This is a genomic window from Pseudomonas sp. AC239 (genome assembly GCF_979258545.1).
The window spans coordinates 2,289,201-2,305,068 of sequence record NZ_OZ409864.1; the positions used below are offsets into that span (position 1 = coordinate 2,289,201).

Genomic DNA, 15,868 nt, shown 5'->3' on the forward strand with positions numbered 1-15,868 from the left:
AGACACCACAGATCTCCTGTGGGAGCGAGCCTGCTCGCGAAGGCGTCGCATCAGTCACCATCATCTTCAATGCCTCACCGCTTTCGCGAGCAGGCTCGCTCCCACAGGGTAAATGAACTGCGCCGGGCAAAAAAAAGGCCTCCCGAAGGAGGCCTCTTTTGTCACGCCACTTTACGCAGCGCTACCGGATCAGCAGCTGTAGTACAGCTCATATTCCAGTGGGTGTACGAAGGTGCGAACCTTGATTTCTTCTTCCGATTTCAGCGCGATGTAAGCGTCGATGAAGTCGTCGGAGAACACGCCGCCCTTGGTCAGGAACGCGCGGCCCTTGTCCAGCTCTTCCAGGGCTTCTTTCAGGCTGCCGCAAACCTGTGGAATCTCTTTCGCCTCTTCAGGCGGCAGGTCGTACAGGTTTTTGTCGGCAGCATCGCCTGGGTGGATCTTGTTCTGGATACCGTCCAGACCGGCCATCAGCAGTGCTGCGAAGGCCAGGTACGGGTTGGCAGCCGGATCCGGGAAGCGCGCTTCGATACGGCGGGCTTTCGGGCTCGACACGTATGGAATACGGATCGAAGCGGAACGGTTGCGCGCCGAGTAGGCCAGCATTACCGGAGCTTCGAAGCCTGGGACCAGACGCTTGTAGGAGTTGGTCGCCGGGTTGGTGAAGCCGTTCAGGGCCTTACCGTGCTTGATGATGCCGCCGATGAAGTACAGAGCGGTATCGGACAGGCCGGCATAGCCTTCACCAGCGAAAGTGTTCTTGCCGTCTTTCCAGATCGACATGTGTACGTGCATGCCCGAACCGTTGTCGCCGTACAGTGGCTTCGGCATGAAGGTCGCGGTGCGGCCGTAAGCGTCGGCAACGTTGTGCACAACGTATTTCAGGGTCTGAACTTCGTCGGCCTTCTTCACCAGGGTGTTGAACTTGACGCCGATTTCGTTCTGGCCGGCAGTTGCCACTTCGTGGTGGTGAACTTCAACCGACTGACCCATTTCTTCCAGTGCGTTGCACATGGCGGTACGGATTTCGTGGTCGTGGTCGAACGGTGGAACCGGGAAGTAGCCGCCTTTCACGCCTGGACGGTGACCCTTGTTGCCGCCTTCGATGTCCTGGTCGGACATCCACGAACCTTGCTCGGAGTAGATCTTGAACATCGAGCCGGAGATGTCCGACTTGAATTTCACCGAGTCAAAGATGAAGAACTCAGGCTCTGGACCGGCGAATACGGTGTCACCGATACCGGTGGCTTTAAGGTGCTCTTCGGCGCGCTTGGCGATCGCACGTGGGTCGCGATCGTAGCCCTGCATGCTCGAAGGTTCGATGATGTCGCAGACCAGAATCAGAGTTGGGTCTTCGGTGAACGGATCGAGTACGGCCGTTTCGTCGACCGGCATCAGGATCATGTCGGAGGCTTCGATGCCTTTCCAGCCGGAGATGGAGGAACCGTCGAACATCTTGCCGACTTCGAAGAAGTCGTCATCCAGCGCATCGCGAGCCGGCATGGTCACGTGGTGCTGAGTGCCTTTGGTGTCCGTGAAGCGCAGATCAATCCACTTGACGTCATGATCTTTGATGAGTTGAACCGACTTCGACATAGTGTCCTCCGGGTGAATTAGGGCGGGTAGTGGATGCCCTTAATAATGGTGATGCCGGCGCGAATACTCTGCCAAGGCAACCTGCCTCACAAGGGAGCAAATTGCATGCCAGTGCCCCAGCATGGGTTTTTTGCCCCAAATTCACGCTTATTAAGGTGCGCAGGCAACTGAATCGACAAATCTCGCCCCGTAATGTTGCGTTTAATTCCAGAAATGACCCGTTTTGGTGCAAGCAAAACCTTCTGCACATTAACTGGTTAAACCTTGAGCAATTTCCGCTATAATCCGCGCCCCCCTTTTTCGGCTGGCCGTTCGCGCGCTGTTTTCATGAAACTTATCGTAAAAGTCTTCCCCGAGATCACCATCAAAAGCCGACCTGTCCGGACGAAATTCATCCGCCAGTTGGCCAAGAACATCCGCACCGTGCTCCGTGACCTGGACCCGGCCGTGGTGGTGAACGGCGTGTGGGACAACCTCGAGCTGGAAACCCGTGTTACCGACCCCAAAGCCTTGAAAGAGATGGGCGAGCGCCTGACCTGCATGCCGGGCATCGCGCACTTTTTGCAGATCGACGAGTACCCGCTGGGCGACTTCGACGACATCACCGAGAAGTGCAAACAGCACTACGGCGATGCGCTGGCCGGGAAGATTTTCTCGGTACGCTGCAAGCGCGCAGGCAAGCATGCCTTCAGCTCGATGGACGTGGAAAAATACGTCGGCAGCAAGCTGCGTCGCGAGTGCGGTGCGGCCGGAATCGACCTTAAAGCGCCGCAAATCGAAGTCCGTATCGAAGTTCGCGACAAACGGTTGTTCGTGATCCACAGCCAGCACAACGGCATCGGCGGCTATCCGCTCGGCGCGTTGGAGCAGACGCTGGTATTGATGTCCGGCGGCTTCGATTCGACTGTGGCGGCTTACCAGATCATGCGTCGCGGCCTGATGGCGCACTTCTGCTTCTTCAATCTCGGCGGGCGTGCCCACGAATTGGGCGTGATGGAAGTCGCGCACTTCATCTGGAAGAAGTACGGCAGCTCGCAACGCGTGCTATTTGTCAGTGTGCCGTTCGAGGAAGTGCTGGGCGAAATTCTCGGCAAAGTCGATAACAGTCATATGGGCGTGGTTTTGAAGCGTATGATGTTGCGCGCCTCGTCCGAGATCGCCGAACGCCTGCACATCGATGCACTGGTGACCGGTGAAGCGATCTCCCAGGTATCGAGCCAGACGCTGCCGAACCTGTCGGTGATCGACTGCGTGACCGACAAGCTGGTGCTGCGCCCGCTGATCGTCGCGCACAAGCAGGACATCATCGACACCGCCAACGAGATCGGTACCGCCGATTTTGCCCGGCACATGCCGGAATATTGCGGCGTGATTTCGGTCAACCCCAAGACCGCAGCCAAGCGTGGCCGGGTTGAGCACGAAGAGAAAGAATTCGACATGGCGGTGCTCGAGCGTGCGCTCGCCAACGCCAAACTGGTACCGATCGATCGGGTGATCGACGAATTGGGCCAGGATTTGCAGATTGAAGAAGTCAGCGAGGCACTGGCCGGCCAGATCGTGATCGACATCCGTCACCCGGATGCCGCCGAGGATGAGCCGTTGGAACTCGCTGGCGTGGAAGTACAGACGATGCCGTTCTATGCAGTGAACGCTCGTTTCAAGGAGCTGGATCCGACTCGCCAGTACCTGCTGTATTGCGACAAAGGCGTGATGAGTCGCCTGCATGCTCACCATTTGCTCAGTGAGGGGCATGCCAATGTGCGCGTTTATCGACCGAGCTAAGTGCCCGGGGCTGTTTGCCTGTGGCCTGCGTCACCGGCCCCCCGACACCGCCGTCAAGCTGTAACGGCCATGCCGGACACTACTGCTAATCGCTGCCAAGACTTGTCAGCAAACCGAATCCTCTGATCGAGATACACAAGTGATCGAAAATCTACGCAACATCGCCATCATTGCTCACGTTGACCACGGTAAAACCACCTTGGTAGACAAACTCCTGCGTCAATCCGGCACTCTGGAGCGCAACGAGCTCAACGACGAGCGCGTGATGGACTCCAACGACCAGGAAAAAGAGCGCGGTATTACCATTCTGGCGAAAAACACCGCCATCAACTGGAACGGCTACCACATCAACATCGTGGACACCCCGGGCCACGCCGACTTCGGCGGCGAAGTTGAACGCGTGATGTCGATGGTTGACTCCGTTCTGCTGCTGGTTGACGCTCAAGACGGCCCTATGCCGCAAACCCGCTTCGTGACCAAGAAGGCTTTCGAAGCCGGCCTGCGTCCAATCGTGGTGATCAACAAGGTTGACCGTCCAGGCGCACGTCCGGACTGGGTTCTGGACCAGATCTTCGACCTGTTCGACAACCTCGGTGCGACCGAAGAACAACTGGACTTCCAGGTTGTTTACGCTTCGGCCCTGAACGGTATTGCCGGTCTGGACCACACCGCCATGGCGGAAGACATGACTCCGCTGTACCAGGCGGTAGTCGACCACGTTCCGCCTCCGGCCGTTGACCGTGACGGTCCGTTCCAGATGCAGATCTCCGCTCTGGACTACAACAGCTTCCTGGGTGTTATCGGTGTTGGCCGTATCGCTCGCGGTCGCGTCAAGCCGAACACCCCGGTTGTCGCTATCAGCGCCGACGGCAAGCGCCGCAACGGTCGTATCCTGAAGCTGATGGGTCACCACGGTCTGCACCGCATCGACGTTGACGAAGCAGCAGCTGGCGACATCGTCTGCATCAGCGGCTTCGACGAGCTGTTCATCTCCGACACTCTGTGCGACATCAACACCGTCGAGGCGATGAAGCCGCTGACCGTTGACGAGCCAACCGTTTCCATGACCTTCCAGGTAAACGACTCGCCATTCTGCGGTAAAGAAGGCAAGTTCGTGACCTCCCGTAACATCAAGGATCGTCTGGACAAAGAGCTGCTGTACAACGTTGCACTGCGCGTTGAAGAAGGCGACTCGGCTGACAAGTTCAAGGTTTCCGGCCGTGGTGAGCTGCACCTCTCGGTACTGATCGAAACCATGCGTCGCGAAGGCTTCGAGCTGGCCCTGGGCCGTCCTGAAGTGATCATCCGTGAAGTTGACGGCGTGAAGCAGGAACCGTTCGAAAACGTCACCATCGACATCCCTGAAGAATCCCAGGGCAAGGTCATGGAAGAGATGGGTCTGCGTAAGGGCGACCTGAGCAACATGGTGCCGGATGGCAAGGGCCGTGTTCGTCTGGAATACAACATCCCTGCTCGCGGTCTGATCGGTTTCCGTAACCAGTTCCTGACCCTGACCAACGGTGCTGGCATCCTGACCTCGATCTTCGACCGTTACGCTCCAGTGAAGTCGGGCCACATGTCCGGCCGTCAGAACGGCGTTCTGGTTTCGGTTGAAACCGGCAAGGCTCTGACCTACTCGCTGGAAACCCTGCAGGCTCGTGGCAAGCTGTTCGTAGAACACGGCCAGGAGATCTACAACGGTCAGATCGTTGGTCAGAATAGCCGCGACAACGACCTGGGTGTCAACCCAACCAAAGGCAAGAAGCTCGACAACATGCGTGCTTCGGGTAAAGACGAAACCATCGCTCTGGTCCCACCTGTTCGCTTCACCCTGGAACAGGCTCTGGAATACATCCAGGAAGACGAGCTGTGCGAAGTCACGCCTAAGTCGATCCGTCTTCGCAAGAAGATCCTCGACGAAAGCGAGCGTACCCGCGCTGCGAAGAAAGCCAAGGCGTAATTCAGCCCTGGAATAGAAAACGCCCCCGGTCGCGAGACCGGGGGCGTTTTTGTTTGTCTGGGGTTTAAACGATATTTTTGCTGGCCCCATCGCTGGCAAGCCAGCTCCCACGGGGTTTTGGGTCGTATATAAAATATGTGTTCGACCACAATCATTGTGGGAGCTGGCTTGCCAGTGATGGCGGCCGGTCAGCCGCTGAAAATCTCAAGACCGATCAGAACTTCTCGATCGCGCGGAAATTCTGCACGCGCTCGACTTCCTTTGGCTTGTATGCGCAATACCCAGGCCGCGGGCCGATTTTCGGGTGGTTGCGGCAGGTGTCCGGGCGCTTGTCATAAATGGTGCACAGGCGGCTCTTACGATCCAGGTAATAGCAGTCGTTGTTGCTCATGCGCTGGAGGGTGAAGATCCCCGACTTCTGATTGAAACGCTCGACCAGACCTTCCTTCTGCAGACGCTTGGCGATGTTCTTCGGCGGATCGCCCAGTTCGAACTCGTCGACCACACCGATGCGCACCAGGTCCTTGATCTTCACTTCGACCGGCAGCGTGCAACAACTGGACATGCACGAGCCGCACATCGGTGCCGAGTATTTCGCCCACGTATCGAGACGATCAATCTCGGCGGCGGCGATCAGGTTGGGCTTCATCATCGGGAGTTACCAAGCATGTATGCATCAGGGCGCGCGATCATACCGGGAGCGGTGGAATTTTGAACAACCTTTCGCCGGATATTTTCACAGCCGCCGCATTTTGCCCGACAGGACGGCACGGCCCCTGCATTCATTGGCTCATCCGCCAAGGTTATGTCGCACTGGCGCACAGTCCGCGCAAATACTGCCGAACCAGAGCCGTTACCGCCGGTCAGACCGTCTAGGCTCAGAAAATTCCCGCTCGCTCGAGGTCCTGTTGATGACTCAAGAACCACTAGTTCGCGAAGCAGAGGTGGCCGCATTCCGCGACGCCGTCCTGACCAAACTCACCTACGCCGTGGGCAAAGACCCCGATCACGCCTTCGACCATGACTGGTTCGAAGCCATCGCCCTGGCTGCGCGTGATCACATGGTCGAGCACTGGATGGACCACACCCGGCAGATCTATCGCAAAGGCCAGAAGCGGGTGTATTACCTCTCGCTGGAGTTTCTCATCGGCCGTTTGCTCTATGACAGCCTGAGCAACCTCGGTCTGCTCGACGTGGCCCGTGAAGCGTTGACCGAACTGGGCGTGGATCTTGAGCGCATCCGCCTGCTGGAGCCCGACGCGGCGCTCGGCAACGGCGGCCTCGGACGTCTCGCGGCGTGCTTCATGGAAAGCATGTCGACCCTCGGCATCGCCGGCCATGGCTACGGCATTCGTTATGAGCACGGCTTGTTCCGTCAGGCGATTGTCGATGGCTGGCAGCAGGAGCAAACCGAGCACTGGCTGGATTTCGGCAACCCGTGGGAATTCGAGCGGCCGGAAGTGGTGTACCCGATCGGCTTCGGCGGCAGCGTCGAAACCGTCACCGATGCCTCGGGCAAGACTCGTCAGGTCTGGTCGCCGGCGGAAACCGTGCGGGCGATTGCCTACGACACGCCGGTGGTCGGCTGGCGCGGGGCGAGCGTCAATACTTTGCGCCTGTGGCGTGCCCGCGCCATGGAAGACCTGCACCTGGAGCGCTTCAACGCCGGTGACCACCTGGGCGCCGTGGCGGAAGTGGCCCGCGCCGAAAGTATCTCCCGCGTCCTCTACCCGGCAGACAGTACCGAAGCCGGGCAAGAGCTGCGCTTGCGGCAGGAATACTTCTTCGTCGCCGCCTCGCTGCAGGATCTGCTGCGCCGTCATCGCAACATGCACACCTCGGTGCTGACCCTCGGTGATCACGCGGCGATCCAGCTCAACGACACTCACCCGTCAATCGCCGTGGCCGAACTGATGCGCCAACTCGTCGACGTCTACGACGTCGCATGGGACGCGGCATGGCAAGTCACCGTCGATACGTTGTCGTACACCAACCACACGCTGCTGCCGGAAGCGCTGGAAACCTGGCCGGTGGGGCTGATGGAACGCATGCTGCCCCGGCACATGCAGATCATTTACCTGATCAACGCGCAGCACATCGACTCGTTGCGGGCCAAGGGCATCCACGACTTCGACGTGCTACGTGCAGTGTCGCTGATCGAAGAAGACAACGGCCGCCGGGTGCGTATGGGCAACCTCGCGTTCCTCGGTTCGCACAGCGTCAACGGCGTGTCCGGTCTGCATACGCAACTGATGCGCAAAACCGTATTCGCCGAACTGCACAAGCTCTACCCGGAACGAATCAACAACAAAACCAACGGCATCACCTTCCGCCGCTGGTTGTATCAGGCCAACCCGGAACTGACCTCAATGCTGGTCGATGCCCTTGGCCCGGACGTGCTCGACCATCCCGAAGAACGCCTGCTCGAGCTCGAGCCGTTCGCTGAGAAAACTGCGTTCCGCAAAGCCTTCGCCGAGCAGCGTTTGCACAGCAAGAAGGCGCTGGCCTATCTGATTCACGAGCGCCTGGGGATTGCGGTCAACCCGGCGGCGATGTTCGACGTGCAGGTCAAGCGCATCCACGAATACAAACGCCAGTTGCTCAACCTGCTGCACACCGTGGCGTTGTACCAAGCGATTCGTGCCGAGCCGGAAGTCGATTGGGTGCCACGGGTGAAGATCTTCGCCGGTAAAGCGGCGGCGAGTTATCACCAGGCCAAGCTGATCATCAAGCTGACCAACGACATCGCTCGGGTGGTGAACAACGACCCGACCGTGCGTGGCCTGCTGAAAGTGGTGTTCCTACCCAACTACAACGTCAGCCTGGCCGAGAGCATCATCCCGGCGGCGGACCTGTCCGAGCAGATTTCCACCGCCGGTTTCGAGGCGTCGGGCACCAGTAACATGAAGTTCGGTCTCAACGGCGCGCTGACCATCGGTACCCTCGACGGTGCCAACGTGGAAATGTGCGAGCGCATCGGTGCCGAGCACATGTTCATCTTCGGTCTCAGTGCGCAACAGGTTGAAGCGCGCAAGCAGAACCACGAGTTCAGTGCCGTACCCGACATCGCCGCCTCCCATCGTTTGAACGATGTGCTGCAAGCGATTCGCAGCGGTGTGTTCTCGCCGGACGATACCTCGCGTTACACCGGGTTGATCGACTCGCTGATCGACTATGACCGCTTCCTGGTCTGCGCCGACTTCGACTCCTACTGGGAAGCGCAGAAGCGTGTTGATGCGCACTGGCATGATTCGCAGAACTGGTGGCGTTCGGCGGTGCTCAACACCTCGCGGATGGGCTGGTTCTCTTCCGACCGGACGATTCGCGAGTACGCCACGGATATCTGGAAAGCGCTGGAGTAACTTTCCGCGACAAATCTGCGCAAGGCCCAACGTTTGTTGGGCCGGATCGATATACTGAGCGCCGGTTAAAAGGCATCAGTCACCGCCGTACCCTGTGGGAGCGAGCCTGCTCGCGAAGCGATCGTCGACTTAAACAGAAATGTTGGCTGACAATCCGCCTTCGCGAGCAGGCTCGCTCCCACACGGTTTGTGCCTAGACTGAAGCCATCGCCGGACTCGCCCCGCCCCGGGGCTGCTTAGGGATATCGACCATGCAATGGATGTTCATGTTGATCGGGCTGGTGCTCGGTGGACTGCTCGACGAGTCGTTCAGTGGTGCGCTGTTGGGTGCGCTGCTGGGGCTGGTCATCGGCCAGATGCTGCGCATCGCGCGTCTGGGCGCGCAGGCGGCGGAGCAACAGCGTCAACTCGAGCAAGTGCGCGAAGCCTTGCAAGGCGTGGCTCAGCGGCTGTTTGTGCTGGAGGGTTCGCCCTCGCATGCGCCCGCGCCGCCACCTGAAGCCGAGCCAGTCGCCGCACCCGTCGACGTGGCTGAGCAGGCTGCCCCGAGCCCTGAGCTGATCTGGGAACTGCCGCCCGAACTGGAACCCATCTCCGCCGTCGCCCGCGAAACCAGCCAGCCGCTGCCCGCCGATGTCTGGCGCGCCGAACCGGTTCCTGCGGCACCGCCACAAAAACCCGCCGAACCCCGTGGCCCGAACCTGATCGAGCGCGGCATCAGCGCTGCGCGCAACTGGCTGTTTGGCGGCAATACAGTGCTGCGCGTCGGTGTGGTGCTGCTGTTTTTCGGCCTGGCGTTTTTGCTGCGTTACGCCACCGAAGGCATGGTGGTGCCGATCGAGTTGCGTTACGCCGGGGTTGCGGCAGCGGCGTTGGCCCTGCTGGCGCTGGGCTGGTGGCTGCGCCGACGCAACAGCAACTATGCATTGATGCTGCAAGGCACCGGGATCGCGGTGTTGTACCTGACGGTGTTTGCGGCGATGCGTCTGCATCCTTTGCTTGATCCGTCCGCCGCACTCGGCCTGTTGGTGGCCGTCACGGTGTTTTCGGCGATTCTGGCGATTACCCAGGATGCCTTGGGGCTGGCGGCAGCGGCGGCACTCGGTGGTTTCGCCGCGCCGATTCTCACCTCTACAGGCGAAGGCAATCACGTCGCACTGTTCAGCTATTTCGCTCTGCTCAACGCGGGCATTCTTGCTATCGCCTGGTTCAAGGCCTGGCGCCTGCTCAACCTGATCGGCTTCGTCGGCACCTTCGGTATCGGGTTCGCCTGGGGTCTGCGTTCGTATACGCCGGAACTGCTGTGGAGTACCGAGCCGTTCCTGATTGTGTTTTTCCTCATGTACCTCGGCATTGGCCTGCTGTTTGCCCGGCGCAAATTGCGCGACCTGCCCGATGCCCCGGCTGAGGCTGATCGCGAGGCGCTGCTGCAATGGTCGGCCCGCAAGGGCGATTACGTCGACGGCAGCATGTTGTTCGGCCCGCCGATCATTGGCTTCGGTTTGCAGTTCGCCTTGGTTCAGCATCTGGAATTTGCGGCGGCCTTCAGCGCGCTGGCGCTGGGCATGATCTACATGACGCTGGCCAAAGCGCTGATGGGTGGACGCGCGATGTTGCTGGGCGAAACCTGCCTGGCGCTAGGGGTGATTTTTGCCAGCCTGGCGATTCCGCTGGGCCTCGATGCGCGCTGGACTTCTGCAGCGTGGGCGGTGGAAGGCGCGGGGATTTTCTGGCTTGGTTTACGTCAGCATCGGCCGTTCGCCCGCGCTTTTGCCTTGTTGTTGCAACTGGGTTCGGCGCTGGCGTTTCTCAGCCAGTTGCAGCTCGGCGAGAGCAGCCTGCTCGACGGCGCACCGCTGGGCGCGCTGATGCTCGGCGCCGCGCTGCTGTTCAGTTTCCTTCAACTGCGCAAGGCTACGCCTGAGCAGACATCGCCGTGGGAACGCCAAGGTCTGCCAGTGCTGGCATGTCTGGGCCTGACGTTCCTGTATCTGCTGGCACCGTTGTTCCTGTTCATCCAGGGCACGGCGATCAGTTGGGCGTTGGCCGGGTTGGCGACATTGTTTGTTGGCTTGCGAATTCAATCGCGCACATTCCTGTTTACCGCGTTCGCCGTGCAGTTGCTGGGCGGCGCGTTGTTCCTGCTGCGCCTGCAAAGTGCCGGCGAAGAATCGGCGGCGGTGTTCAGCGCCGGTTGGAGCGGTTTGCTCAGTGCGTCGCTGATCGGGCTGGCCTTGATCGGCGGCATGCTGCTCGCGGCTCGCGATGAGATGGTGCGCGGTGATGTGCGCTTGCTTCGTGGCTTATCGGTGATCTTGCTGGCCGGGCTGGTGCTGATCAATCTGGCGGTGCTGTTCGTGCTGCCGTGGCAAACCGCGAGTGCGGTCTGGGCGGCCAGCGGCTTGCTGATCATCTGGCTGAGCCTGTACCTGCAACAGCGTCTGAGTTTCGTTTTCGGCCTGCTGTTGCAGGTGATCGGCGGCGCAGCGTTTGTGCTCGCCGGCCCCGAATGGCTCGGGCCGTTGTCTAGCGAAGGATTGAAACCCTTGGCCCATGGCGGCTTCTGGACACCGCTGGTGCTGGGGCTGGCCGCGCTGATCGGTGCGTGGCGCTTGCAATTGGGCAACCATGCCACTGCTTTTGATGCCTGGAGTTTGCAGCGCTTATCGCAGGTGCTGCTGGTCTGGGGTGCTGCCTGGTGGATGCTGGCGTGGGTCAGCGAAGTGCTGCGGTTTGCTCCGCCGGATCTGCAGGGCGCGTTGTTGCTGTTCGTCGCTGCAATCAGTGTGGCGCTGTGGACGATTTTGTCGCTGCGTCTGAAGTGGCCGGCGCTGGGGTTGCTCTGCACCTTGCTGATTCCGGCGGCGGCGCTGGTTTTGCTCGGCGCTTGGCATTCGCGCTACCACCCGGCCGCCGACTTCGGCTGGCTGGCGTGGCCGGCGCTGTTCGCGGTGCATTTCTTCAGCTTGCGCCGCTTGGCGTCGATGTTGCCGGCGCGCGCGTTGAGCGCCGCCCATGTGCTCGGTTGCTGGCTGCTGATTGGCGTGCTGGCGCTGGAGTTGCGTTACGGCCTGCTGTTGTTGTCCGAGCAATACAACGCCTGGCGCTGGCTGGGCTGGGCGATTCTGCCGAGCCTGTATCTGCTGCTGATGGCGGCACCTCGCAACTGGCCGTGGCCGGTCGCCGCTTTTGCTCGCGAGTACCGCTTGTACGCAGCGGCACCGCTGGCGGTGCTGATGCTGGCGTGGTTCTGGCTGGCCAATGGCGTCAGCAATGGCAATGCCGAACCCTTGCCTTACGTGCCGCTGCTTAATCCGCTGGAGTTGGGTCTGCTGTTTGCGCTGTTCGGCGTTTACATCTGGTCGCGCAGCGCCGTTGCGCAGTTGTCGATCCGCCAGGACTACGCCGACCACGCCACGCAACTGATCGCCGGGGTTTCACTGTTCGCGTTCTGCACCGCGCTGGTCACCCGCGCTGCGCATCACTGGGCCGGCATCCCGTTCGAGCTCGATCAACTGCTCGCGTCGATGCTGGTGCAGGCCGGCCTGTCGATCGTCTGGACGTTGATGGCGCTGGGACTGATGATCGGCGGTCATCTGCGCCACCGCCGCGAAGTGTGGCTGATCGGCGCGGCGCTGATTGCGCTGGTGGTGGCCAAACTGATTTTTGTCGAACTGAGCAACCGTGGCGGCCTCGCCCGGATCGTCTCGTTTATCGGCGTTGGCGTGTTGCTGCTGGTGGTCGGCTACTTCGCGCCGCTGCCACCCAAACGCGTCGAGGCTGAACCGGCGGCGGACAAACTCGCGCCGGAAACCGAAGGAGTTGCATCTTGAGTCGCATGCTGAATCTGGGGTGGTTGGCGCTGGGCGTGGTGATGGTGGCCGGTGCTCAGGAAAAACCGGCGGACTTCGCCACGCAGGTGCCGTTGTCGGTGAGTGGCAATGGCCCGTGGTATCGCCTCGACTTGCCGCTGAGCGCGCAATTGCAGGCGCGCCAGACCGATCTCAGCGATCTGCGTGTGTTCAACGCCGCCGGCGAAGCGCAGGCCTACGCCTTGGCTCGCGAATCGGCGCAGACCCGTGACGACGGCAAGCTGCACGAGGTCAAGTGGTTCCCGCTGTACAACGCCGCTGACGCCAGCGAACGTGCGCCGAACGTGCGCGTGCAGTCGACCATCAACGGCACGCTGGTCGAAGTGCAACCGTCCTCGCAACTGGAGGCGGGCGAAGAAGTGCTGCGCGGCTGGCTGCTGGATGCCAGTGCAATCAAGGCACCGTTGCAGCAGTTGATCCTCGACTGGACCAGCGAGCGCGACGGTTTCCAGCGTTTCAGCATCGAGGCCAGCGACGATCTGCAGCACTGGCAGTCATGGGGCGAGGGCCAAGTGGCACGGCTGACCTTTTCCGATGAGCGCATCGAACAGCACCAAGTGAGCCTGCCGGGGCAGACCGCGCGTTACGTGCGCCTGCTGTGGGAGTCGCCGGGTTCGGCGCCGATCCTCACCTCGGCACAACTGAAGAGCAGCGACCCGCGCAACCTGCCGCTGCCTTTGGTCTGGTCGTCAAGCGTAGCCGGCAGCAGCACCAAGTCCGGGGAGTACACCTGGCAATTGCCGATGGGGCTGAATGTCGAGCGGGTGCAGGTTGAGCTGAAACAGCCGAACAGTCTCGCGCCGGTGACGTTGGCCGGTCGGCGTGAGAGCAACTTGCCGTGGCAGACACTGAGCAGCGGTTTGCTCTATCGCCTGAGCCAGAGCAATCAGGACGTGGTGCAGAACGAAATCCCGCTGTCCGGGCAGACCGTGCAGCAACTCAAGCTGACCGTGGATGAGCGCGGCGGCGGCCTGGGGGAGCAGGCGCCGGACCTGAAATACGCGGTGCGCGCCACGCAGGTGATTTTCCTCGCGCGGGGGCAAGGGCCGTACAGTTTGGCGCTTGGTAATCCGACAGTGAAAACGGCGAACCTGCCGCTGGCAACGTTGATTCCGGATTTCAAGCCAGAAAAACTGGCGAGCCTGGGCAAGGCGACGGTGCAGGGCGAAGCGCTGGCTACGCAGACCTCGACAGCGACGACGGCGGCGGTGGCCGGGACCAACTGGAAGAAGATTGGACTGTGGGCGGTGTTGCTGCTCAGTGTCGTGTTTCTCGCAGCGATGGCGTTCAGTCTGTTGCGCAAGCCGCCAGCCAATACCTGAACATGGCCGGCGCTGCGCGCCATTCGCGAGCAGGCTCGCTCCCACAGTTGAAATGCATTCCATTGTGGGAGCGAGCCTGCTCGCGAAAGCGCCCGGGCAGACACCGAAAATCCTCAACCGGTCATGCTGAACCGAACTACGCTCAACCCGACACCTGAACTCTGCACCGACAATCACGTCTCATACAGGCAAATACACCCAGGCGCACGTTAGCCGGCGTCTTCGCTCGCTAGGTTTTCAGACTCCCTGTAAACTGCGCGGGTTTTCCGCCCCCCATTCCACCGGAGCCGTCCATGTCCCGCGTTACCTTGAGTCGCTATTTGATTGAGCAGACCCGCAGCAACAACACTCCTGCCGATCTGCGCTTTTTGATCGAAGTGGTGGCGCGTGCCTGCAAGGAGATCAGCCACGCCGTATCCAAAGGCGCCCTGGGTGGTGTTCTGGGCAGCATGGGCACCGAGAACGTGCAAGGCGAAGTGCAGAAGAAGCTCGACGTACTGTCGAACGAAATCCTCCTCGAAGCCAACGAATGGGGCGGTCACCTGGCCGGCATGGCGTCCGAAGAAATGGACAATGCCTACCAGATCCCCGGTAAATACCCGAAAGGCGCGTACCTGCTGGTCTTCGACCCACTGGACGGCTCGTCGAACATCGACATCAACGCCCCGGTCGGCACGATCTTCTCGGTACTGCGTTGCCCGAACGAATACCTGAGCCAGAACGAGCCGCTGAACGAAAAAGCGTTCCTGCAGCCAGGCACCCAACAGGTTGCCGCCGGTTACGCGATTTACGGCCCGCAAACCATGCTGGTGCTGACCTTGGGCGACGGCGTCAAAGGCTTCACCCTCGACCGTGAAATGGGCAGCTTCGTCCTGACCCACGAAGACATCACCATTCCTGAAACCACTCAGGAATTCGCCATCAACATGTCCAACCAGCGTCACTGGGAAGCCCCGGTGCAGCGCTATGTCGGCGAGCTGCTGGCCGGTGAAGAAGGTCCACTGAAAAAGAACTACAACATGCGTTGGGTCGCGGCGATGGTTGCCGACGTACACCGCATCCTGACCCGTGGCGGTCTGTTCATGTACCCGCGCGACAGCCGTGAGCCGTCGAAACCGGGCAAGCTGCGCCTGATGTATGAAGCCAACCCGATGTCGTTCCTCGTCGAACAGGCTGGCGGCGCGTCCACCGATGGTCACCAGCGCATTCTCGACATTCAGCCGGAAGGCCTGCACCAGCGCGTTGCAGTGTTCCTCGGCTCGAAAGAAGAAGTCGCACGCGCCACGGCTTACCACAAGGAATAAACATGACTGCACCCTGGCAGCCGTTGCTTGACTGGTGGTTCGGACACGCTGAATCACCGAATGCAGTAGCGGCTGAAAAGGGCAAGTTGTGGTTCGGCAAGCGAGACAGCCAAGACCTCGAAGCGCAGACGCGTTTCGGGGTCTTTGTCGATCAGGCCCTGGCTGGCGAATTGACCGAGTGGACGCAATGTCCCGAAGGTTGGCTGGCGGTGGTGCTGTTGCTCGATCAACTGCCACGCATGATCTATCGCAATACCCCCAAAGCGTTTTCCGGTGATCTGCGCGCGCAGAAACTCGTCGCGCAAGGCGTTGCGGCGGATTTTGATCGGCAGTTGAAGCCGATTCAGCGCGTATTCATTTACCTGGTGTTCGAACACTGCGAGAACCTCGCGGTGCAGAACGAGGCGGTTTCCAGATTTATCGAATTGGTGTCTGAACAGCCGGAATCGGAGCGGGCGGTGTTTGCCGATAACCTGGACTATGCCGAGCGGCATCGGAAGGTGATTGCCCGTTTTGGAAGATTTCCGCACCGCAATGCGGTGTTGGGGCGAGAGTCTACGGCTGAGGAATTGGAGTTTCTGTCCAGGCCCGGTTCAAGATTCTGAATCTTCAGTGCGGCTTATGCCGCTTTCGCGAGCAGGCTCGCTCCCACAATTGAAATGCATTCCAC

9 protein-coding genes are annotated in these 15,868 nt (G+C 60.4%); 7 read left to right on the forward strand and 2 right to left on the reverse strand.

Translation table 11 applies throughout. The annotated features are described in order from the left end of the window. Positions 1-189 precede the first annotated feature (189 nt). Complete coding sequence (gene glnA / locus ACZ0AZ_RS10580; RefSeq protein WP_016772104.1) at positions 190-1,596, reverse strand: type I glutamate--ammonia ligase; 1,407 nt, start codon at positions 1,594-1,596, stop codon at positions 190-192. Positions 1,597-1,923: 327 nt separating this feature from the next. On the opposite strand from glnA, the gene thiI reads away from it, so the two are divergent. Together thiI and typA are read left to right on the forward strand one after the other, a co-directional pair. Continuing rightward, the gene (thiI, locus tag ACZ0AZ_RS10585) at positions 1,924-3,378 is read left to right on the forward strand and encodes a tRNA uracil 4-sulfurtransferase ThiI (RefSeq protein ID WP_129998297.1); all 1,455 of its coding nucleotides are present in this window, start codon (positions 1,924-1,926) and stop codon (positions 3,376-3,378) included. A 139-nt stretch (positions 3,379-3,517) separates the two neighbouring features. Further along, positions 3,518-5,338 carry a translational GTPase TypA gene (gene typA / locus ACZ0AZ_RS10590; RefSeq protein ID WP_016772102.1) on the forward strand — a complete coding sequence of 607 codons (1,821 nt, stop codon included), beginning with the start codon at positions 3,518-3,520 and terminating at the stop codon, positions 5,336-5,338. A 214-nt stretch (positions 5,339-5,552) separates the two neighbouring features. On the opposite strand, the gene ACZ0AZ_RS10595 is transcribed toward typA, so the two are convergent. Continuing rightward, on the reverse strand, positions 5,553-5,990 hold the full coding sequence (locus tag ACZ0AZ_RS10595) for a YkgJ family cysteine cluster protein (RefSeq protein WP_025110918.1): 438 nt from the start codon (positions 5,988-5,990) through the stop codon (positions 5,553-5,555). A gap of 259 nt (positions 5,991-6,249) precedes the next feature. Here ACZ0AZ_RS10595 and ACZ0AZ_RS10600 point away from each other — a divergent pair, with 259 nt between their 5' ends. From ACZ0AZ_RS10600 to ACZ0AZ_RS10620, 5 genes are all read left to right on the forward strand, one after another. Continuing rightward, complete coding sequence (locus ACZ0AZ_RS10600) at positions 6,250-8,700, forward strand: glycogen/starch/alpha-glucan phosphorylase (protein WP_129998296.1); 2,451 nt, start codon at positions 6,250-6,252, stop codon at positions 8,698-8,700. Between the two features lie 251 nt (positions 8,701-8,951). Beyond that, positions 8,952-12,533, forward strand: coding sequence for a DUF2339 domain-containing protein (locus ACZ0AZ_RS10605; RefSeq protein WP_463537342.1), 3,582 nt, complete (start codon positions 8,952-8,954; stop codon positions 12,531-12,533). Beyond that, entirely contained in the window at positions 12,530-13,894 is a 1,365-nt protein-coding gene (locus tag ACZ0AZ_RS10610) for a DUF3999 domain-containing protein (RefSeq protein WP_463537343.1), read from the forward strand. Before ACZ0AZ_RS10605 ends, ACZ0AZ_RS10610 begins: the two co-directional genes overlap by 4 nt. A 293-nt stretch (positions 13,895-14,187) precedes the next feature. Beyond that, the gene (locus tag ACZ0AZ_RS10615; protein ID WP_039756611.1) at positions 14,188-15,198 is read left to right on the forward strand and encodes a class 1 fructose-bisphosphatase; all 1,011 of its coding nucleotides are present in this window, start codon (positions 14,188-14,190) and stop codon (positions 15,196-15,198) included. Positions 15,199-15,200: 2 nt separating this feature from the next. Continuing rightward, positions 15,201-15,803, forward strand: a complete 603-nt coding sequence (locus tag ACZ0AZ_RS10620) for a DUF924 family protein (protein ID WP_039756613.1) — start codon at positions 15,201-15,203, stop codon at positions 15,801-15,803. Positions 15,804-15,868 lie beyond the last annotated feature (65 nt).